The organism is Sphaerisporangium corydalis (genome assembly GCF_025506355.1).
GTDB lineage: Bacteria > Actinomycetota > Actinomycetes > Streptosporangiales > Streptosporangiaceae > Sphaerisporangium > Sphaerisporangium corydalis.
The window spans coordinates 95348-115767 of sequence record NZ_JANZYP010000021.1 but is presented as its reverse complement, the minus strand read 5'-3'; the positions used below and the strand labels follow the sequence as shown (position 1 = coordinate 115767).

The 20420-nt window shown below is 71.7% G+C and carries 16 protein-coding genes and 1 tRNA gene; 14 read left to right on the top strand and 3 right to left on the bottom strand.

Annotated elements, in window-relative coordinates; translation table 11 throughout:
- The first annotated feature begins 70 nt into the window (after positions 1-70).
- Both NYZ98_RS17175 and NYZ98_RS17170 read left to right on the top strand, forming a co-directional pair.
- Positions 71-1018: a chorismate-binding protein gene (locus NYZ98_RS17175; protein WP_262843799.1), complete on the top strand. Its 948-nt coding sequence runs from the start codon at positions 71-73 to the stop codon at positions 1016-1018.
- A 61-nt stretch (positions 1019-1079) separates the two neighbouring features.
- Positions 1080-1910 carry an aminotransferase class IV gene (locus NYZ98_RS17170; RefSeq protein ID WP_262843791.1) on the top strand — a complete coding sequence of 277 codons (831 nt, stop codon included), beginning with the start codon at positions 1080-1082 and terminating at the stop codon, positions 1908-1910.
- Positions 1911-2014: 104 nt separating this feature from the next.
- On the opposite strand, the gene NYZ98_RS17165 is transcribed toward NYZ98_RS17170, so the two are convergent.
- A complete protein-coding gene (locus tag NYZ98_RS17165; protein ID WP_262843790.1) occupies positions 2015-3430 on the bottom strand; it encodes an LVIVD repeat-containing protein in 1416 nt (471 codons plus the stop codon).
- A 100-nt stretch (positions 3431-3530) separates the two neighbouring features.
- Between NYZ98_RS17165 and NYZ98_RS17160 the strand changes: the two genes are divergently transcribed.
- Positions 3531-4154 carry a DUF305 domain-containing protein gene (locus NYZ98_RS17160; protein ID WP_262843789.1) on the top strand — a complete coding sequence of 208 codons (624 nt, stop codon included), beginning with the start codon at positions 3531-3533 and terminating at the stop codon, positions 4152-4154.
- Between the two features lie 183 nt (positions 4155-4337).
- On the opposite strand, the gene NYZ98_RS17155 is transcribed toward NYZ98_RS17160, so the two are convergent.
- Complete coding sequence (locus tag NYZ98_RS17155) at positions 4338-4751, bottom strand: SsgA family sporulation/cell division regulator (RefSeq protein WP_262843788.1); 414 nt, start codon at positions 4749-4751, stop codon at positions 4338-4340.
- A gap of 447 nt (positions 4752-5198) precedes the next feature.
- Here NYZ98_RS17155 and NYZ98_RS17150 point away from each other — a divergent pair.
- A tRNA-Val gene (locus NYZ98_RS17150) sits at positions 5199-5270 on the top strand.
- A 468-nt stretch (positions 5271-5738) separates the two neighbouring features.
- Here the strand turns inward: NYZ98_RS17150 and NYZ98_RS17145 are convergent.
- The gene (locus tag NYZ98_RS17145; RefSeq protein ID WP_262843787.1) at positions 5739-6002 is read right to left on the bottom strand and encodes an SHOCT domain-containing protein; all 264 of its coding nucleotides are present in this window, start codon (positions 6000-6002) and stop codon (positions 5739-5741) included.
- A gap of 190 nt (positions 6003-6192) precedes the next feature.
- Between NYZ98_RS17145 and NYZ98_RS17140 the strand changes: the two genes are divergently transcribed.
- From NYZ98_RS17140 to NYZ98_RS17095, 10 genes are all read left to right on the top strand, one after another.
- Entirely contained in the window at positions 6193-7119 is a 927-nt protein-coding gene (locus NYZ98_RS17140; protein ID WP_262843786.1) for a helix-turn-helix transcriptional regulator, read from the top strand.
- 76 nt (positions 7120-7195) lie between these two features.
- The gene (locus tag NYZ98_RS17135; RefSeq protein ID WP_262843785.1) at positions 7196-8539 is read left to right on the top strand and encodes a sensor histidine kinase; all 1344 of its coding nucleotides are present in this window, start codon (positions 7196-7198) and stop codon (positions 8537-8539) included.
- Positions 8540-8669: 130 nt separating this feature from the next.
- The gene (locus tag NYZ98_RS17130; RefSeq protein WP_262843784.1) at positions 8670-9029 is read left to right on the top strand and encodes a PRC-barrel domain containing protein; all 360 of its coding nucleotides are present in this window, start codon (positions 8670-8672) and stop codon (positions 9027-9029) included.
- A 322-nt stretch (positions 9030-9351) separates the two neighbouring features.
- Positions 9352-12018, top strand: a complete 2667-nt coding sequence (gene alaS, locus NYZ98_RS17125; protein ID WP_262843783.1) for an alanine--tRNA ligase — start codon at positions 9352-9354, stop codon at positions 12016-12018.
- A gap of 564 nt (positions 12019-12582) precedes the next feature.
- A complete protein-coding gene (locus NYZ98_RS17120; protein ID WP_262843782.1) occupies positions 12583-14337 on the top strand; it encodes a ThuA domain-containing protein in 1755 nt (584 codons plus the stop codon).
- A gap of 37 nt (positions 14338-14374) precedes the next feature.
- Positions 14375-17323, top strand: a complete 2949-nt coding sequence (locus tag NYZ98_RS17115; RefSeq protein WP_262843781.1) for a carbohydrate-binding protein — start codon at positions 14375-14377, stop codon at positions 17321-17323.
- A 198-nt stretch (positions 17324-17521) separates the two neighbouring features.
- On the top strand, positions 17522-17944 hold the full coding sequence (locus NYZ98_RS17110) for an SPW repeat protein (RefSeq protein ID WP_262843780.1): 423 nt from the start codon (positions 17522-17524) through the stop codon (positions 17942-17944).
- Between the two features lie 114 nt (positions 17945-18058).
- Positions 18059-18484 carry a phage holin family protein gene (locus NYZ98_RS17105; protein WP_262843779.1) on the top strand — a complete coding sequence of 142 codons (426 nt, stop codon included), beginning with the start codon at positions 18059-18061 and terminating at the stop codon, positions 18482-18484.
- Positions 18481-19158, top strand: a complete 678-nt coding sequence (locus tag NYZ98_RS17100) for a DUF3618 domain-containing protein (RefSeq protein WP_262843778.1) — start codon at positions 18481-18483, stop codon at positions 19156-19158. The genes NYZ98_RS17105 and NYZ98_RS17100 overlap by 4 nt, the downstream gene beginning before the upstream one ends.
- Before the next feature lie 103 nt (positions 19159-19261).
- Positions 19262-20230: an alpha/beta hydrolase gene (locus NYZ98_RS17095; protein ID WP_262843777.1), complete on the top strand. Its 969-nt coding sequence runs from the start codon at positions 19262-19264 to the stop codon at positions 20228-20230.
- Positions 20231-20420 lie beyond the last annotated feature (190 nt).

The following is a 20420-nucleotide window of genomic DNA, read 5'->3' as shown; positions in this document are numbered from 1 at the left end:
GGGAAGGGGTGGAGGGCGGGAGAATGGGGGGGTGTATTTCGCTCATGTCGGGGGATTTCTGGCCACGGGGCTGCGGGATGTGACGACCGATCTCGCCGCACTGGACGGGGCCGGGTGGTGGGCCGTCGTGGTGACCTACGAGGGCAAGGTCACCTGCGCCCGCTTCGACGACGTGCGGCGGTCGCCCCTGCCGCGCCCCTCAGGGTCGTGGCCCGCGTCCCTGGAATGGACCAGCTCGCTCGACCGGCGCGGCTACGAGGACGGTGTCCGGCGGATCAGGGACCTGATCGAGCAGGGGGAGGTCTACCAGGCCAACCTGTGCCGCGTCCTCACCGCCGAGATCCCCCCGGACGCCGACCCGCTGGTGCTGGCCGGGCGGCTGGCCCAGGGGAACCCCGCGCCGTACGCCGCCACCGTCCAGGTGCCGGGGCTGACGGTCGTGTCGGCCTCGCCGGAGCTCTACCTGTCGCGCGCGGGCGACGTCGTGGAGTCGCGGCCGATCAAGGGGACCGGGGAGACCGCGGACGACCTGCTCGACAAGGACCACGCCGAGAACGTGATGATCGTCGACCTGGTCCGTAACGACCTCGGCCGGGTCGCGGAGGTGGGCTCGGTCACGGTGCCCGCGCTGTGCGTGGTGGAGGAGCATCCGGGCCTGGTCCACCTGGTCTCGACGGTGCGTGCCAGGCTGGAGGAGGGGCGGGGCTGGGCCGAGCTGTTCGCGGCCACGTTCCCCCCGGGCTCGGTGACCGGGGCACCCAAGTCCTCGGCACTTCGTATCATCGATGAACTCGAACCTGAGCCACGGGGGCCGTACTGTGGGGCAGTGGGCTGGGTCGACGCCGGCAGGCGCGAGGCCGCACTGGCCGTGGGCATCCGCACGTTCTGGATCGAGCGTGACCTCATCCGCTTCGGCACGGGCGCCGGCATCACCTGGGGCTCCGATCCGCGGCGCGAGTGGCGCGAGACCGAGTTGAAGGCGTCCCGGCTCGTCGCGCTCGCCTCGGGCCGGGCCTGACGGCCGTCAGGCGGACCCGGCGGCACCCCCGTGGTACCTCTGAAGAATGGAGATCACATAGATGAACGTTCCGGTCTGGGTCAACGGCGAGCTGCTCGATCCTGCGGAGGCCAGCGTCTCCGTCTTCGACCACGGGCTGATGGTCGGGGACGGCGTGTTCGAGACGATCAAGTGCGTGAACGGGGAGGCGTTCGCCCTCACCCGGCACCTGGACCGGCTCAAGCTCTCCGCCGAACGCCTCGGCCTGCCGGTGCCGGGCGTGGACGCCATCGCCGAAGGCATCCGGGCGTGCCTGGCGGCGGCGCCGCCGTGGCCGCTCGGCCGCATCCGCGTCACCTACACCAGCGGCAACGGCCCTCTCGGCTCCGACCGGGGCAACCAGGGCACCAACGCCGTCGTGATCGTCGGCGCGCAGGCGCCGTTCCCCGAGACGGCCGGCGTCACCGTGGTCCCCTGGCCGCGCAACGAGCGCGGGGCGCTCGCGGGCGTCAAGAGCACCTCCTACGGTGACAACGCCAAGGCGCTGGCCTACGCCAAGGAGCGCGGCGGCCAGGAGGCCATCTTCGGCAACCTCGCCGGCGACCTCTGCGAGGGCACGGGCAGCAACATCTTCATCGTCAGGGACGGCCACCTGATCACGCCCACGATCGCCTCCGGCTGCCTGGCCGGGGTGACGCGGGCGCTGGTGCTCGAATGGCACGGCGGCGAGGAGGCGGACGTGCCGATGTCGGCGCTGTACGAGGCGGACGAGGCGTTCCTGACCTCCACGACCCGCGACGTCCAGCCGATCAGGCTCGTGGACGACACGGTGATCGCCGCCGCGCCCGGCCCGGTCACCGCCAAGGCGATGCGCGTGTTCGCGGAGCGCAGCGCGGCCGACGTCGACCCGTGATCACCGTCCGGCGCGCGGCCCCGTGATCACCCGGCCGGCGTGGCCCTGCGATCACCCGGCTGACACGACCCCGTGATCACCCGGACCGGCGCCGGCCTCGGTGATCACTCGGGGTAGGACACCTGGGTCTGGGCGTTGAGCTCGTCCAGCTTGACCGACTTGGCGGGGTCGGTGAGCGGGTCGTCGAGCGCGATGACGTCCAGGCCCTTGATGATGTCGCTGGAGTAGATGTACCCGTTGTAGTAGTACGCCGACCAGGAGCCGCCCAGCTTCGGCTCGCCGGTGGTGCTCAGCGGCCCCGGGTCGACGTACGCCAGCTCCTTCGGGTGGTCGGCGTCGGTGAAGTCGATCACCGACACGCCGCCCTGGTACCACGCCTGGACCATGATCGTCTTATTGGGGACCGGGAGCAGCGACCCGTTGTGCGCGACGCAGTTCTCCGCGGCGGTCTGGTAGCGCGGGATCTTGAAGTAGCCCCGCCGCTTGAGCTTGCCGTCGGAGGAGATGTCGTACACCGCGTCGGCGCCCCGGGTCGGCCCGGTCTTGGCGTCGCACGTCGGGGAGACCCCGCCGCCGAGCTCGTCGGAGAAGATCACCTGGCTGGCGTCGTTGCTGAACGTCGCCGAGTGCCAGATGGAGAAGTTCTCGGTGTCGGTGATCTCCTGGAGCACCTTGGGCGCGGTCCGGTCGGAGATGTCCATCAGGATGCCGTTGCCGAGGCAGGCGCCGGCGGCCAGGTCCTTCTCCGGGTACACCGTGATGTCGTGACATCCGCTGGTCGCGCCGGGCTTCGACTCGTCGTTCCCGTCGGTGAACAGCACCGGCTGGGCGACGATCCTGGCCTTGGCCGGGTCGGTCACCGGCACCTCGACGATCGCGATGGAGTCGTGGGGCGGCTTGCAGTTCACCGAATCCGGGAAGGGCCCGAACGAGGAGACGTACAGGTACACGTTCGCGGCGTCCTTGCCCGGCACCAGCGTGTGGGTGTGCGAGCCGCAGGAGGTGGCCAGCGACCGGATGTACCGGGGGTGGGTCTTGTCGGAGATGTCGAAGATCCGGATCCCCTCCCAGCCCTCGTTCTCGTCGCCATGGCCGCTCTCGCAGGTGTCGTCGTCGCGCGGCTCGTCGACGGACAGGAACAGCAGGTTCCCGCTGACGGAGATGTCGTTCTGGCCGCCCGGGCAGACCACCCGCGTGACGACCTTCGGCTTGGCCGGGTCGCTGATGTCGTGGATCGTGAAGCCCTCGTAGTTGCCCGAGAAGGCGAAGTCGCCCTGGAAGGCGAGGTCGGTGCCCCACGCCTCCTCGCCGTCGAACGGCGCCGACAGCGGGACGTTCGCCACCCGCCGGGCGTTCGGGCTGTGGGCGTACCCGTCCTCCGAGGCCGACGGCCCGGGGGTGGTGCCGGTGGACGCCGAACCGGTGGTGGCCACCGGGCCGGAGGGCGCGGGACCGCCGGCGCAGGCCCCGAGAAGCAGGACCGCCCCCGCCACAGACGCGATCGCGCCGATCCGCCGCACGCCCACAATGCCCCCCGTTGCCCGACCGATTTTTGGAATGTGCCCCAGTATGGAAGCTATGTTGATCCGGCGCCGCACGTGTGAGCTTTTCGTAACGGTTGTGCTGGGATCCGGGCTCGCCTTCGCCCTCGCGGGCTGCACGAGCGGTGAACCCGAGCAAGGCTCACCGATGCTGGCCGGGACCGGCGCCCCCGTGATCGTCCCGGGCGCGCCGGGGGAGCCGGGGCGCACCGCCAAGCCGGGGGAGCGGGTCGGGCGGTCGGAGTCGCGGCCCTCGGCCGCCGACGTCCTGTTCGCCCAGCGGATGATCCCGCACCACCGGCAGGCCCTGGAGATGGCCGGGCTGGCACCCTCGCGGGCCGGCGACCCGGGGGTCCTGCGCCTCTGCGAGCGCATCGCGGCCGGGCAGTTGCCGGAGATCGGGGTGATGTCCTCCTGGCTGCGCGCCCTCGGCCGCGAGGCCCCCGCGGGCCATCCCGAGCACACCTCGGGGGACGGATACGGCATGGCGAGCGTCGAGGAGATGAACCGGCTGCGCTCGGCCCGGGGAGCCGCCTTCGACGCGCTGCTGCTGCGGCTGATGACCAGGCATCACGAGGGCGCGGTGCGGATGGCGGGGGAGGAGCTGTCGGGCGGCACCGACCAGACGATCAGGAAGATGGCCCAGGACGTCGCGTCCGGCCAGGGTGTGGAGATCGGCAGGATGCGGAAGCTCATGAGGTGACGGCCCAGGCGGACGGCCGGGTCACGGCCGGTCAGGGCGGGCGGGTCTACGCGGGTCTACGCGGGTCTACGCGGATCGCGACGGCATGGGCACGGACGCGACGGTTCGGACGTCGCCGAATCGGTCGGATCGGCGCGGCCGGAGGGTCGTGAGGGCCGGAGCGGGGTCCGGCCTGCTGCGAGGTCAGGAGCTCCAGAGCATGTTCGACAGCTCTTCGTCCAGGTCCATGAAGTCGGTCTCACGGCCGGCGGCCACCAGGTCGTAGGTGCGGTGCAGGAACTCGGTCAGCGGCGGCAGCGGGACCTCGAAGAGGGCCTGCCCGAAGGGCGAGGTGAGGCTGATGTTCAGCGTGCGCTCGCCGTCGGCGCGCGCCGGCCACACCTGCACGTCACCGTCTCCCACCCGCCTGACGATGCCGACGGTCAGCAGCTCGCGGGCGAAGATCCACTCGACCGGTTCGTCGTTCCCCACGTGGAAGGCCATCCGGATGGCGTACGGGTCGTCGGCCGTATAGCTCAGGCCGGCGAGAAGGGGGACGGTGGTACGGTCGGGGACCACAAGTCGAAGGCCCAGCTCGGCAGAGACGGTGGCGTTCATCGTCAGCCAAACCTTTCGTCGGTGGGTCCCCTGCTCGGGGCCTGGGTTGCGGTGCTCTGAAGGACTTCGCTCGGAGCCATGTCTGCGGAACGAAGGAACCTCCAGGAGAGATTCCGCTCCTGAGCCCTTCTGTAACGCATATCACAGCGCGACATTTATGCCTCTACCTGGTCAAACATCGCTTAGAGGCGCCTGTTTGCAAGGGTTTTGCGTGTCGTTCCGGCCGTCCTTCGGGGCATCTACGGGTGTCTCGGGGTAAAGATCATAAGTGGTGCGATTCGGATGAGTATGGGGCATGACGATGCTATGACAACAGGGCGCCACGCCGCCGGACTCCTGAGAACCTTTCGTGATCGTGTTCTCCTTCCGCTTCGCCAGCACGCCTCGGAGTGAGGTATGGTTTTCCCCGTCGGCAAGGTCTTCCCAGTGGGGATCCCCGGCACTGCAGGGCGATTAGCTCAGCGGGAGAGCGCTTCGTTCACACCGAAGAAGTCACTGGTTCGATCCCAGTATCGCCCACACAGGCCACAGGCCGCTTCCGAACACCGGAAGCGGCCTTTTTTGACGGGGCCCCCAGGCGACAGGGGCCGGTCCGCCCGTGACGACAAGGTCCGGCCCGTGACGACAGGGTCCGGCCCGTGACGACAGGGTCCGGGCCGTGACGACAGGGTCCGGGCCGTGACGACAGGGTCCGGGCCGTGACGCGGAAGCGGCGCCGCCGGACGCCTCCCATGCGTCCCTGCGGCGCCGATGCGCTGTGGTGGTGCCGGCTCGGCTGAGCGTCACCATGAATCGCGAGTTCGTCTCCCGGCCGGTCCGGGCCGGGTCCGCCGACCTGGTCCTGCCTTTGCGTCGGCCGGAGACTGGCGTTATCGAGTTCTAGGAGAGGGAATCTTTACCCGGGGTCCGCCGCGGGGTCCGTCCACATGATCGTCGTGGTCGTCCGGAGTCCGCGGGCCGTGCCGCGCCCTTTCAGCGGGCGCGGGCTCACCGGCAGGGCTGCTCGCAGGCGTGGGGCGTGCCCCGGAGCGCCTCGCGGTGGTAGCGGTACTCGTCGTCGCCGATCTCGCCGTGGGCGAACCGCTCGAAGAGCAGGTCCTCCTCGGGGCTGGTGCCCGCACGGGCGGAGGTGGAGTGCGCCTCCTGGAGCACGCTCCGGACGCCGCCGATGATGGTCGCCCAGACCAGGACGCAGCTGAGGGTGAGCAGAAGGGCTTCCCACCCGTTCATCGCGAGGCCGAACATGTACATCAGCGTGCTCCTTTCCGGGGACGGGGGGTGGGATGGGCGGTTGTGGCATCTCGATCTGTGACATGGGAGGTCATGGGTCCACAATGGGTCAAACAGCCCTTGACCTGCCAGGACGCGCTTTACCTGGGAGTATCTAGACTGGGTGCGAGACAACCCCCCTCATGTCCGATTTATGTCATAACGTGGTGAAATGGACAGTGACCGACTTCTCGGAGACTTCCTTCGGGCCCGGCGCGAGACCACCACCCTCGAGGACGCGGGACTGAGCTCAATGGGCCGCCGCAGGACGCCGGGGTTGCGCCGTGAAGAGGTGGCGATGCTGGCGGGGGTCAGCACCGACTACTACATCCGGCTGGAGCAGGGCCGCGAGCGCCGCCCCTCCGAGCAGGTGCTCGGCGCGCTGGCCCGCGTACTGGACCTGGGCGAGGACGGCACCGACCACCTTCACGCGCTGGCCTATCCGTGGACGCGCCGCCGCCGCCGCCCGGCCAGCCGTATCGAGCCGGCGCACCCGTCCCTGGCGCGCATGATGGAGAGCTGGGACCACGCCCCGGCGTTCGTGCTGGGCCGATGGCTGGACGTCCTGGCCTGCAACCGGCCCGCGAGGGCCCTCACCGCGGGCCTGGAGCACAGCGACAACCTGATCCGGCTGATCTTCCTCAACCCCGACGCTCAGTGGTACTTCGCCGAATGGGAGAAGACCGCGTACGAGAAGGCCGCCTGGCTCCGCGCCGCCGCCGGCACCGACCCCGACGACCCTTTCCTGCCCGAGCTGGTCGAGGAGCTCTCCTCCGCCAGCGACGAATTCCGCCGCATCTGGGCCCGGCACGACGTGCGGGCCCTCGCGAACGATGTCAAGCGGCTCCGGCACCCCGAGGTGGGCGAGCTGACGGTGACCTGCGAGGCGTTCACCGTCGCGGCGGCCCCCGGCCAGCAGCTCTTCCTGCTCCACGCGGAACCGGGCAGCCCGTCCGAGCGGACCCTGTCCCTGTTCTCCGAGGACGCGACCCTGGACGCGGGGCCGGCAGCGTCACGGAGCATCCCGCGTTCCCTGCCCGCTCTCGGCCCGCGCGTCCGCGCGGCCTCTCCACCGGTGTCATGGCCCACCCGATGGTGAGCGGCGATCTTTCCGGGACGAAGGCAGGGTGAGCCGGGTGCCGCGCCTGAGTTCGATACGGGCGCGCTATACGTTGATGGCGGTCATTTTGTCGTTCGTCTTCCTGGTCACCGTGGGCGCGAGCCTGGACGCGGTGATCCGGTACAAGATCGAGGTCGACGCCTTCGACGACACCAAGCGGGTGGCCAGCCAGTGGAGCGCCGCGGCGCGGAACGGCACGATCCCGCAGACCATCCCCACCTCCAGCCGGGTCAACCTGATCCAGGTGGTGGACGCCAAGGGCAGGGTCCTTGAGGCCAGCAGGCGCGCGGCCGGGCGGCCGCCGCTGACCTCCGTCCGCCCTCCCCCCTACGACCGGTTCAAGAACCTCACCGACTGCACCCCGGGTCAGGGGTGCGCCATCATCATGGCCATCCGGGTCACGCCCGCCGCCGACTCCGCGGTGGTCTACGCCGGCATCCCGGAGCCGTCCATTCTGGCGACCCGCGCGCTGGACATCGTCATCGCGACGGGGACGCTCCCGATCCTGGCCCTGGTGGGCTGGATGACGTGGAGCATGGTGGGCCGGACGCTGCACCCGGTGGAGGTGATCAGCAAGCGGATGTCGGAGATCACCGGCTCCGACCTGAGCCTGCGGGTGCCGCTGCCGCCGGGACGCGACGAGATCGCGCTGCTCGCCCACGCCGCCAACCAGACCCTCACCCGGCTGGAGGCGGCGGTCAGGCAGCAGCGGAGGTTCGCCTCCGACGCCTCCCACGAGATACGCAACCCGCTGGCGGGACTGCGCGTGCGCCTGGAGGAGGCGCTGATGAACCCCGGCGACGTGGACCCCTACGAGGCCATACGGTCGGCGCTGTCGACCACCGACCGGCTGGAGGCGGTCGTCGGCGACCTGCTGGTGCTGGCCCGGCTGCACGCCCCCGAGCAGATGCCGGCCGAGCCGGTCGACCTGTGCTCCCTGGTCGCCGAGACGGCGGCGAGCAGGACCGAGGGCGTTCCCGTACGGGTCCACGTGTCCGGCGAGGTTCGGGTAAGCGGTTTCCGCATTCAGATCATCCGGATCCTGGAGAACCTGCTGAGCAACGCGCAGCGGCACGCCGAGAGCCGTGTCGAGGTCACCGTGGAGTCGGTGGCCGGCCAGGCCGTCGTGGCCGTGACCGACGACGGGGCCGGCATCGCGCCGCAGGACCGCGAGCGCGTCTTCACCCGGTTCACCCGGCTCGAGGACGGGCGCAGGCGCGACCCCGGCGGCAGCGGGCTCGGCCTGGCCATCTCCCGCGAGATCGCCGAGGCGCACCACGGGACGCTGCGGGTCGAGGACTCTCCCCGCGGCGCGCGCTTCGTGCTGCGTCTGGTGTCGCTGGGCGAACGGATCGGCGATCGGGTCGGCGGGGTGACGTCCGGCAAGGCCGATCGGTAAGGCTTTACCTGGCGCTGAGGTGGCCGTCCGCGCCCTCGGGTACCGAGATTACTGCGGAGCGGATGCCGTGTACGCCCACAAAACGGAGATCGGGCGGCACGCGGCGGACCAGCGAACAGGGGAGCCAAGCATGATCAACGACAACCTGTGGACATATCGCCCGGACGTGTACGGAAGCGATCAGACGATGGACATCGTCGGCTTCGAGGTGGAGGCCGTCGACGGCAAGATCGGTTCGGTGGACGAGGCCAGTGACGCGGTGGGCGAGAGCTACATCGTCGTCGACACCGGGGCGTGGATCTTCGGCAAGAAGGTCGTCCTCCCCGCGCTCGTCGTCACCCAGATCAGCATGCCGGACCGCAGGATCTACGTCGCCAGGACCAAGCAGGAGATCAAGAACGCCCCCGAGTTCGACCAGAAGGCTTACAAGGACCCCGGCTACCGGGCCAGGCTCGCGGGGTACTACGGGAAGCTCCCCAAGACCATGTGAACCGGCTCCGCGTGGATGGGCCGCCCGCACGCGCGGGCGGCCCATCGTCGTGCCGGGCCCTGGAGGGTCTCCCCTCCACGAGCGGACCCCGCGATACCGCGTTGATGCCGCGGGCCCGGCCGGGTTAGCCTGCTGCGCACAGACGTTCGCACCGGCCGCCGTGGCCGGCGCGCTCAGGGCGACGAGAAGGAACCGGTCGGAATCATGGCCTGCCACGAGGTGGGGCGGCGAGCTACCCGCGCCGAGCTGGGGGACGAGCATTCGTTCTCGGCCCGGCTCGGCGGCGCGCGCCGACTTCCCATCGACCTCGTGAGGCCTTTCCATGCGCTCGACTGAGATCCGCTCGACCTTCCGCGACTTCTTCACCGCCAGGGACCACGCCGTGGTGCCCGGAAGCCCGCTCATCCCCTCCGATCCGACGCTCCTGCTCACCGGCGCGGGGATGATCCAGTTCAAGCCGTACTTCCTCGGCGAGAGCGTGCCCGCCCACCCGCGCGTCACCTCGCTGCAGAAGTGCGCGCGCACCTCCGACATCGAGAACGTCGGCCGCACGGCCCGGCACGCGACGTTCTTCGAGATGCTCGGCAACTTCTCCTTCGGCGACTACTTCAAGCAGGACGCGATCGCCTGGTCCTGGGAGCTGCTCACCCGGCATTTCGGCCTGGACCCCGGCCGCCTGTGGGTGACCGTCTACACCGGCGACGACGAGGCCGAGCGCATCTGGCGGCGCGTCGGCGTCCCGTCCTCGCGTATCCAGCGGCTCGGCATGGCGGACAACTTCTGGTCCATGGGCGTCCCCGGCCCGTGCGGCCCCTCCTCCGAGCTGCACTACGACCGTGGCCCGTCCTTCGGCCGCGAGGGCGGCCCGGCGGCCGACGGCGAGCGGTACCTGGAGATCTGGAACCTGGTCTTCCTGCAGAACCTGCGCGGCGCGGGCACCGGCAAGTCCGGTTTCCCCGTCCTCGGGGAGCTGCCGGTCAAGGGCATCGACACCGGGCTCGGCCTGGACCGGCTCGCCGCGATCCTGCAGGACGTCGAGACGGTCTGCGAGACGGACCTGCTCGCCCCGTCGTTCGGCCTGCTGCGGGAGCTCGCCGGGCGCGAGTACCCCGGCCGGGACGGCAGCGAGACGTCGGCCTCCTTCCGGATCGTCGCCGACCACGTCCGCGCGGCGGTGTTCCTGGTCGCCGACGGGGTGCTGCCCGCCAAGGACGGCAGGGGGTACGTCCTGCGCCGGCTCATGCGCCGCGCCGTCCGGCACGCGCGCCTGCTCGGCGTCGAGGGCCCCGTCCTGCCCGCGCTGGCCGGCGGCGTCATCGACACCCTGGGCCCGGCGTGGCCCGAGCTGGAGCGGCACCGCTCGCTGGTGGGCCAGGTGGTCACCGCCGAGGAGAACGGGTTCGGCCGGACGCTGCGGCAGGGCGCGCGGATCCTCGCGGGCGCGATCGGCCGCGCCCGAGAGACCGGTTCGGCGGGCCTGACGGGGCGCACGGCCTTCGAGCTGCACGACACCTACGGCTTCCCCGTCGACCTGACCCTCGACGCGGCGCGCGCGGCGGGGCTCACCGTGGACCAGGAGGCCTTCGCCGAACTGCTGGAGGACCAGCGGCGCCACGGCGAGCGGGCGGGCCGCGACAAGAAGGGCGACGCGGTGACCCGGCGGGACGTCTACCACCGGATCGCCGCCCGGCACGGGCTCACCCGCTTCGTCGGCCACGACCGCACGACCGCCGAGACCCGGATCCTCGCGCTCCTTTCCGGGGGAGGGCCGGTGGGCGGTGCGGCCGAGGGGCAGGAGGTCGAGGTCGTCCTGGACCGCAGCCCGTTCTACGCCGAGGCGGGCGGCCAGGTCGGCGACACCGGCACGGTACGGACCGGGACCGGCGGCGTCCTCCAGGTGCTGGACACCCGTCCCGGCGTCGACGGCCTGCACGTCCACCTCGCCCGCGTGACCGAGGGCGAGGTCGTCGCGGGCCAGGAGGCGGTGGCGGCGGTGGACGCGGGGAGGCGGGCGGCCATCGCGCGCTCCCACTCGGCCACCCACGTGCTGCACGCGATGCTGCGCCGCGTGCTGGGCGACCACGCGGTCCAGCAGGGCTCGCGGGTCGAGCCCGGCCGGCTGCGGTTCGACTTCGCGCACTTCGCCGCCGTCGGCCCCGCGCGGCTCGCCGCCGTGCAGGCGCTGGTGAACGACCACCTGCTCGACGATCCCGGCGTGCGGGTGTGGGAGGCGAGCCGGGCCGAGGCGGAGGCGGCGGGCGCGACGGCGCTGTTCGGCGAGAAGTACGGCGACCGCGTGCGCATTGTCGACATCGGCGACTTCTCCCGCGAGCTGTGCGGCGGCACGCACGTCGGCCACGGTTCGCAGGCGGGCCCGGTGCACATCATCGGCGAGTCGTCGATCGGCGCCAGCCTGCGCCGCGTCGAGGCGCTCACCGGCGCCGACGCGCTGCGCCACCACGACCACGAGCACGAGCTGCTCACCGAGCTCGCGGCGCTGCTCGGCACCCCTCCCGGCCAGGCCCCCGACCGGCTGCGGCAGCGCCTCTCGGCCCTGGCCGAGGCGCGGCGGCGGCTCGAAGGGCTACGGGCGGCCGAGCTCGCCGCCACGGCGGACCTGCTGGCCGGGCGCGTGCGGCCGGTCGAGGGCGGGTGGCTGCTCGCCGAGCGGCTGGAGGAGGTGTCGGGCGAGGAGATGCGCCCGCTGGCCGCCGAGGTCGCCCGGCGCCGGGGCGGCGAGCGGTGCGTGGTCGTCCTCGGCGCGGACGTCGGCGGCAAGGCGATGCTGGTGGCCGCGCTCAGCCCGTCGCTGGCGGGCGCGGGGCTGCGGGCCCGCGACGTCCTGGCCGGCGCGGCCGAGGCGGTGGGCGGTGGCGCGGGCGGCGAAGGGGCGCTCGCGAGCGCGGGCGGCAGGCGTCCCGAGCGCCTGGGCGACGCGCTGGCGGTCGCCGCCGGCACCGCGCGCACGCGGCTCGCCGAGATCGGCTGACGCCACCCTCTTCCGGGCGCCCCTACGGTCGCACGGAAGGGGATGCCGCGCGGGGAGGGGCCCTGGCCGGCGTGACCGGTGATCGGCGACCGGTCACGTGGTCGGCCCGTGGGCCCCTCTCCGCAGGACGGTTCCGAGCCGGGGCGGGCGATGGTCACGCGGCACCGCGACCATCGCACTACTCCGGTATCAGGACTGTCAGGCGCAGTTAACATTGGATGTCTGAGGGCGTCAAGAGGTGACTTCTGAGGCTTGTTCACGTTCACAAACCCACCCAGAACCACCGCAACCCCCGCCACCTGGGCATTGACCACCCCCATGGATCTTGGCTCGCTCGCGAGATCGTCTTCAAGAACATCGGATGTATCCAATTTGTTAAATGATCCGATGTATGGGCGGCCGAATGCGTCGCCCGTGTTCCGTACCTGCGCCTCCGCGTAGCTTGACGCTTCCGTTCGAACGTGTCAAAGTTTCGTCGACAGCGGCGAAAGTCACGTGGAAGGCCTTTCCGGTCCCTCCCCAACAGGTGCGGCGGCGCGCTCCTCCTTCGTGAAGGAATACGTCATGGACGCCCACCCCCCCGTCCCTCCCTCCCTCACCTGGCGCCCCCTGCGAACCCTGCGGAAACTGCTCGGAACCGCCCTCGCGCTCGCCCTCTCCCTGGCGGCGCTCATGTCCGTCCCCGTCGCGGCATCGGCGGCCCCGCTGACCAAGATCCTCGTGTTCTCCAAGACCGCCGCCTTCCGGCACGGTTCCATCCCCAACGGGATCGCGGCCATCCAGCGGCTCGGCACCGCCAACGGGTTCACCGTCGTGGCCACCGAGGACGCGGCGGCGTTCACCACCGACAACCTGCGCCAGTACCAGGCGGTCGTCTGGCTCTCCACCACCGGCGACGTGCTCAACGCCGCGCAGCAGACCGCGTTCCAGGGCTACATCGCGGCCGGCGGCGGGTACGTCGGCGTGCACGCGGCGGCCGACACCGAATACGACTGGCCCTGGTACGGCGGCCTGGTCGGCGCGTGGTTCAGCTCCCACCCGGCGACCCAGCAGGCGACGGTGCGCGTGGAGGACAGGTCCAACGTCTCCACCTCACACCTGCCGCAGGCCTGGACCCGCACCGACGAGTGGTACAACTACCGCACCAACCCGCGCGCCAACGTCAAGGTGCTGGCCAGGCTGGACGAGGCGTCCTACACCGGCGGCACCATGGGCGACCACCCCATCACCTGGTGCCAGAACTACGGCGGCGGCAGGTCCTGGTACACCGGCCTCGGGCACACCGAGGAGTCCTACGCCGACCCCACCTTCACCACCATGCTGCTCGGCGGCATCCAGATCGCCGCGGGCGCCAAGCCGGCCGACTGCCGGCCGGAGAACGGGTACACCACGCTGTTCGACGGCACCCAGGCCACGCTGAACAACTGGCGGCAGGCCGGGCCGGGCGGCTTCACCCTGGCCGACGGCACGCTGACCTCCTTCGGCGGCATGGGCCTGCTGTGGTACCCGGTCAGCACCTTCGCCGACTACTCCCTGAAGCTCGACTGGATGATGCCCGGCGACGACAACGGCGGGGTGTTCATCGGGTTCCCCGACCCGCAGGGCGACCCGTGGAAGCCGGTCGACGCGGGCCACGAGATCCAGATCGACGCCACCGACGCCGACGTCACCCGCACGACGGGAAGCGTCTACAGCTTCAAGGCCCCCGACCTCACCCTGCGCGCCGCGGCGCTGAAGCCGCCGGGCTCCTGGAACACCTACGAGGTCGCCCTGCACGGCCGGCACGTCGAGATCTTCCTCAACGGCGTCAAGATCAACGACTACACGAGCACGCGGGCCATCTCCACCGGCTACATCGGCGTGCAGAACGACGGCGACGGCGCGGACATCAACTACCGCAACATCCGGATCAAGCAGGACGGCACCACGGTCTCCGACCTGGCGCGCGGCAGGCCGGTCACCGTCTCCAGCGTCGAGCCCGGCAGCCCGCACGCCGGCGCCGGCGCCGTCGACGGCAACCTGACCACCCGCTGGGGCAGCGCCTACACCGACCCCCAGTGGATCAGCGTCGACCTCGGCGCGACGCGCACCCTGAACCGGGTCAGGCTGAACTGGGAGACCGCCTACGGGCGCGCCTACCAGATCCAGACCTCGCCCGACAACTCCACCTGGACGACGATCTACTCCACGACCACCGGGGACGGCGGCATCGACGACGTGACGCTCACCGGGTCAGGCCGCTACGTGCGCGTCTACGGCACCCAGCGGGCCACCCAGTGGGGCTACTCCCTCTGGGACCTGAACGTCTACGGCACCTGAGCCGAACTCCACCCCATCACACCCCCCTGGAGTCTTCGTGTCCGTTTCGGCACGCCTTCGCGTGCTCGCCGGCGCGGTCGTGGTGGCCCTCGCCGCCGTCGCGACCCCGTCCGCGTCCTTCGCCGCCGCCCCCGCGGCGACCCCCGCCCTGCCGCCCGCCTCCGCGGCGACCCCCGCCCTGCCGCCCGCCGCCGTCCCCGCTTCCGCGTCCGCCCTGCTCGCCCCGCCGCCGACCAGCGGTTTCGAGAAGGTGAAGCTGGACGGCGGGCTGTCGATGGGCGAGCCCATCGAGCTGTCGGTGCTTCCCGACGGCAAGGTCCTGTACATCAACCGGGGTTCCAGCTCGGGCGGCGGCCAGGTGCGGCTGTACAACCCGGCCACCCGGGCGACCACGGTCGCGCTGACGCTCCAGCTCGACGCCCGGTTCGAGGACGGGCTCATCGGCATCACCCTGCACCCGCAGTTCGCCACCAACCACTGGGTGTTCCTGTTCTACTCGCCGGTGGCGACGCCGCTGGTCAACCGGATCTCGCGGTTCACGCTCAACACCTCCACCAACGTCCTGGACCCCGCCTCCGAGGACATGATCATCCAGTGGCCGACCGAACGTGACCTGTGCTGCCACTCGGCCGGGTCGATGACCTGGGACTCCAACGGCAACCTGTACTTCGCGGTGGGCGACAACACCAACTCCGGCGGCGACTCCGCCGGCATGGCGCCCATCGACGAGCGGACCGGCCGCAACCCCCAGTACGACGCGGGGCGCACCGCGGGCAACACCAACGACCTCCGCGGCAAGATCAACCGGATCCACCCGGAGGGCGACGGCACCTACACCATCCCGGCGGGCAACCTGTTCCCGCAGGGCACGGCCTCGACCCGCCCCGAGATCTACATCATGGGCAACCGCAACCCGTACCGCGTCTGGGTCGACAAGCAGGCAGGCAACACCCTGTACTGGGGCGAGGTCGGCGCGGACGCCGGGGCCACCATCGCCAACCGGGGGCCCGCCGCCTACGACGAGTTCAACCGCGCCACCGGACCGGGCAACTACGGCTGGCCGTACTGCGCCGGCCCGAACGTCGCCTACAACGACTGGGACTTCGCGGCGAACGCGCCGCGCGGCTGGTTCCCCTGCGGGGGCACGACCGGGCCGGTGAACAACTCGCCGCGCAACACCGGGCTGCAGCAGCTTCCCCCGACCAAGCCGGCACTGGTGTGGGAGCAGCACGGCGGCAGCAAGGAGTGGCCGGCCCTGGACAACCCGGGCGGCTGCGGCTCGCCCAACCACACCGAGGTCTACCACTACAACGCGAGCCTCGCCTCGCCGAACAAGTGGCCCGCCTACTACGACGGCAAGTGGCTCATCTCCGAGTACTGCCGTAACTGGATCAAGGAGGTGCAGTTCGGCAACGGCGACCCCGTCACCGGCGCCCCCTCGGTCATCGAGCCGGTGCTCGCGGGCATGAACCTCGTGCACCCGATCGACATGGAGTTCGGCCCCGACGGCTCGCTGTACCTGCTGGAGTACGGCAGCGGCTACTTCTCCGGCGCCGCCGACGCCGGCCTGTACAAGATCAACTATGTGCAGGGCGGGCGGTCGCCGATCGCGGTGGCCAGGTCCGACAAGGACAACGGGCTGACGCCGCTCACCGTCGCCTTCTCCAGCGCCGGCAGCTCCGACCCCGACGGCGACCCGATCACCTACGCCTGGGACTTCGACAACAACGGGACCACCGACTCCACGGCGGCCAACCCGTCCTTCACCTACACCACCAACGGGGACAAGCGGGCGCGGCTCACCGTGAGCGACGGCAACGGCCACAGCGGCACGGTGCTGCTCCCCATCGTGGTGGGCAACAACCGCCCGGTGGTCACCCTGTCGGGCCTGCCCGCCGGGGGCACCTACAGCTGGGGCGACGACCTGACCTCCACCGCGGGCGCGACCGACCCCCAGGACGGCACCGTCCCGTGCGCCAGCGTCGTCATCAGGGCCGCGCTCGGGCACCAGGAGCACGCCCACGAGGAGGGCCAGGGCACCGGCTGCGGCTTCACCGTCAACACCGGTCCGATCCACGCCGGGCTCGACGCGACGCAGTTCTTCGTCCTGCGCTCCTCCTACACCGACAGGGGGGCGACCGGCACGGTCCCGCTCACCGGTGAGAGGGAGATCACCCTGTGGCCCAAGCAGTGGCAGGCCGAGCACTACGCCCAGCTCAACGGCCCGAAGGTGATCGACCAGGCCGCGGCCGAGGGCGGCAAGAGGCTCGGTGACATCCAGAGCGGCGAGTGGGTGAGGCACCACGCGGTCAGCCTGAAGGGGATCACCTCGGTCAAGGCGCGCGTGTCCTCCGCCAGCGCGGGCGGGACGCTGTCGTTCCGCTTCGACTCACCGACCGGCCCCGAGGTCGCGCGCGTCGCGGTCGCCGGCACCGGCGGGTGGGACAACTACGTCGAGCTCACGGCCCCGGTCACCAGGCCGGACGACGGGACGCACGATCTGTACCTGGTGTTCACCGGCGGCACCGGCGCGCTGTACGACGTCGACGGCTACACCTTCGGCGGCGCCGGGGTCGGCACGCCGCCCGCCGGGTCGAGCGACCTGGCGCGGGGACGGCCGGTCACGGTGTCCAGCGTGGAGACCGGCGGCGTCCTGGTCGGGGCGAACGCGGTGGACGGCGACGCGGCGACCCGCTGGGGGAGCCTGTACGCCGACCCGCAGTGGATCACCGTGGACCTCGGGGCGTCGCACCCGATCAACCGGGTCAGGCTGAACTGGGAGGCCGCCTACGGGCGGGCGTACCAGGTCCAGACCTCGCCGGACAACGCGACGTGGACCAGCGTCTACGCCACGGCCGGCGGCGACGGAGGGGTCGACGACCTCACCGTGTCCGGCACCGGGCGGTACGTGCGCGTGTACGGCACCCAGCGGGGGCTGACCGCGTACGGCTACTCGCTGTGGGACCTCAGCGTCTACGGGACCTGACCGAGGGCCCCGCCGGCACTCCGGCCGGGGCGGCCCCGCCTGCCGGGCGGGCGCCGTCCCGGCCGGAGGCGTGCCCGGAATGGAATGATCGGCCATCCCCAGCCGAAACGTTTGCCCTGGTCACCGTGACCGGGCGATTTGCAGGGGTATGGCGTCATTGATCCGTTCTGCGTCATGATTCGGAAGGCGGGTGAGGTCATGACTAGACCGACCGGTCTGGAAGCGCATCCTGACATCGTCGCGATGCGAGCCCAGTACGAGCGGGCGAGTTCCAGCATGGCGGCGCAGGTGATCGATGGACTGACCCTTCTCGCGGGGCTCTACCTCGCGATCTCTCCATGGGTGGTGGGATTCGACCGCCTGTCCCGGCTGTCGGTGAGCAACATGGTCACCGGCCTGGCACTGGCCGCGCTCGCCCTCGGGTTCGCGTCCGCGTTCGGCCGCACGTACGGCCTCACGTGGATCGCCCCGATCCTGGGCGTCTGGACGATCCTGTCACCGTGGATCATTCGATCGCACACGACCGGATCGATCTGGAACAACGTCGTCACCGGCATCGTCATCCTGCTGCTCGGGCTGGGCGCGATGGCCGTGGGCAGCCGGAAGATGCCTATGAAGTAGTGGCCCAGCGATCTCCGGGTGTGGCGCCCTGCCCGCGCCGCACCCGCTGCGCGCCTCAGCGGCTCACGCGGGGCGCGCGCCGGCGGTGCGCCGCGGAAAGGAAGGGAAGACGCCATGACCACACTGAAGGAATCGCGGGCCATGACCAACCCGTACTCCTCCCTCTCGACCTCCGAGCTGATCAAGCACCTGTCCGAGGAGGTGTCCCGGCTGGTACGGGACGAGATCCGCCTGGCCACCATGGAGCTCACCCGCAAGGGCCGCCGCGCCGGGCTCGGCGCGGGACTGTTCGGCGGCGCCGGGGTCGTGGCACTGTACGGGGGCGCCGCCCTGGTCGCCGCGGTGATCCTTCTGGTCGCCCACGTGCTCTCGCCCTGGATCGCCGCCGCCGTCGTGGGCGTCGCGCTCCTGGTCCTCGCGGGCGTGCTCGCCCTGGCCGGCCGGAGCCAGGTGGCCAAGGCCACCCCGCCCCTTCCTCAGGAGGCGATGCGCGGCCTGCGGGCCGACGTCGACGTAGTCAAGGAGAGTGCGCACCGATGACGGAAACCGATCCCACACCCGAGCCCCGCCCCACCGCGGGCGAGGTGGGCCTGCGCCGGCAGGAGCCGGGCACGGCCACACCCGAGTCCATCGGCCCCTCGCTGAACGTCCCGCAGGTCACCGCGCCGCACAAGCCGTTCGTCAAGCCCGTCGTCAGTCACGGCCGGGGAGATCCTCTGGCGGGGCTGTCGGAACCGGACCTCCAGGAGGCGCCGGAGGCCCCGCCCGAGCGGCACCACAGGCGGCCGAGGCTCTCGGAGGAGGACCGGCTGCGCGGCGAGATCGTCCAGACCCGGGAGGACCTCGGCCTCACGGTCGAGGCGCTGGCGCAGAAGGCCGACGTGAAGGCGCGGGCGCGGCGGCGGATGGCCAGGACCGGGCTCGCCGCCCGGGGCAAGGCCGCCGCTATGGCCGGCCGGCTCCGCGGCGCCGCCGCACGCCCGGGGCGCATGGACGCGGGTCCGCCCGTCACGCGCACGGGCTCGTCCGGCATGGGCCCCGGCCCCATGGGCATGGAACGGCGGGCCGTCCCTGAGCGGATCCGGGGCGCGGCGGAGCGGATGTCGGCGCACGCCCGGCGCCGCCCGGAATTGATCATCGCCGCGGGCGGGGCGATGATGGCGGGAGCGGGAGTGCTGAACATGATGGAACGGCGCCCTCGCCGCCGCCACTGACGGCGACCGGCGCGGGCGAGGGCCCGCACCGGGCGGTCACGGTCCCGAGCCGGCGGCCGGGCGCCGTCACCGGCCCGCCCACGCCCACGAGGGGACCGACATCATGCCGCTTCACCGAAACCTCGACGCCGAACTCGCCGCCGGGCTGGAGCACGCCTTCCTGCCGCCCACCGACCTGGCCCGCATGCCCCCGGGCGAGCTGGCGGGCCTGCGCCGTGCGATGGCCGAGGCGTTCGCGGCCATGCCGTCCGCGGTCCGCCCCGGAGTGGTGGCCGAGGACCGGTGGGTGCCGGGACCGGACGGCGATCCCGACATCCGGGTCCGCGTGTACCGCCCCGAGGCGGCGGAGGGGCCGCTGCCCTGCCTGTACTGGATCCACGGCGGCGGCATGGTGATCGGGATGGTGGAGATGGACGACGCCTCCATGTCCCGGTACGCCGAGGAGGTGGGGTGCGTGGTGGTGTCGGTCGACTACCGCCTCGCGCCCGAGCACCCCCACCCGGCGCCCGTGGAGGACTGCTACGCGGGCCTGGTCTGGACGGCCAAGAACGCCGGGGAACTGGGCGTCGACGCCGGCCGCCTCGCCGTGGGCGGCGCGAGCGCGGGCGGCGGGCTCGCGGCCGGCACCGTCCTGCTGGCCCGCGACCGCGGCGGCCCCGCCATCGCGTACCAGCTCCTGGTCTATCCGATGCTCGACGACCGGAACACCACCCCGTCCAGCGGGGAGTTCACCGAGGCGATCACCTGGAACCGGGGCGCCAACATCTTCGGGTGGGGGGCGCTGCTCGGGGAGGCCGCGGGCGGCGAGGAGGTGTCGCAGTACGCGGCGCCCGCCAGGGCGGCCGACCTGTCGGGGCTGCCGCCCGCGTTCGTGGACGTCGGCGAGCTGGAGGTCTTCCGCGACGAGTGCCTGGACTACGCGCGGCGGCTCGCCCAGGCGGGGGTGTCCACCGAGTTCCACCTCTACCCCGGCGCCTTCCACGGCTTCGACATGGTGGTCCCGGACGCGGGGGTCAGCCGCCGCGCGACCGCCGGCCGGGTGGCGGCCCTGCGCCGCGCGCTGCTGCCCTGACCCCGCCGCACCCACGCTCCGACCTCACGGCGCCCGCGCTCCGGCCCCGCGAACCCCCACGTCCCGATCCTCCGGTCGCCCGCGCCCTGACCCTGGCGCCCGCGCGCGCGGACCGCTTGCCGGTCCGCGCGCACAGGGAGAATCCGGTGATGGTGAAACTCCTCATATCGGCCTCTTGAAATCCCCGGTC

What these genes read in the sequence shown, in the direction of transcription:
- NYZ98_RS17170 (WP_262843791.1), top strand. Translation starts at nt 1,080, where the DNA reads ATGAACGTTCCGGTCTGGGTCAACGGCGAGCTGCTCGATCCTGCGGAG.
- NYZ98_RS17140 (WP_262843786.1), top strand. Translation starts at nt 6,193, where the DNA reads ATGGACAGTGACCGACTTCTCGGAGACTTCCTTCGGGCCCGGCGCGAG.
- NYZ98_RS17130 (WP_262843784.1), top strand. Translation starts at nt 8,670, where the DNA reads ATGATCAACGACAACCTGTGGACATATCGCCCGGACGTGTACGGAAGC.
- NYZ98_RS17100 (WP_262843778.1), top strand. Translation starts at nt 18,481, where the DNA reads ATGACGGAAACCGATCCCACACCCGAGCCCCGCCCCACCGCGGGCGAG.
- NYZ98_RS17155 (WP_262843788.1), bottom strand. Translation starts at nt 4,751, where the DNA reads ATGAACGCCACCGTCTCTGCCGAGCTGGGCCTTCGACTTGTGGTCCCC.
- NYZ98_RS17120 (WP_262843782.1), top strand. Translation starts at nt 12,583, where the DNA reads ATGGACGCCCACCCCCCCGTCCCTCCCTCCCTCACCTGGCGCCCCCTG.
- NYZ98_RS17135 (WP_262843785.1), top strand. Translation starts at nt 7,196, where the DNA reads ATGGCGGTCATTTTGTCGTTCGTCTTCCTGGTCACCGTGGGCGCGAGC.
- NYZ98_RS17095 (WP_262843777.1), top strand. Translation starts at nt 19,262, where the DNA reads ATGCCGCTTCACCGAAACCTCGACGCCGAACTCGCCGCCGGGCTGGAG.
- NYZ98_RS17145 (WP_262843787.1), bottom strand. Translation starts at nt 6,002, where the DNA reads ATGTACATGTTCGGCCTCGCGATGAACGGGTGGGAAGCCCTTCTGCTC.
- alaS (WP_262843783.1), top strand. Translation starts at nt 9,352, where the DNA reads ATGCGCTCGACTGAGATCCGCTCGACCTTCCGCGACTTCTTCACCGCC.
- NYZ98_RS17110 (WP_262843780.1), top strand. Translation starts at nt 17,522, where the DNA reads ATGACTAGACCGACCGGTCTGGAAGCGCATCCTGACATCGTCGCGATG.
- NYZ98_RS17105 (WP_262843779.1), top strand. Translation starts at nt 18,059, where the DNA reads ATGACCACACTGAAGGAATCGCGGGCCATGACCAACCCGTACTCCTCC.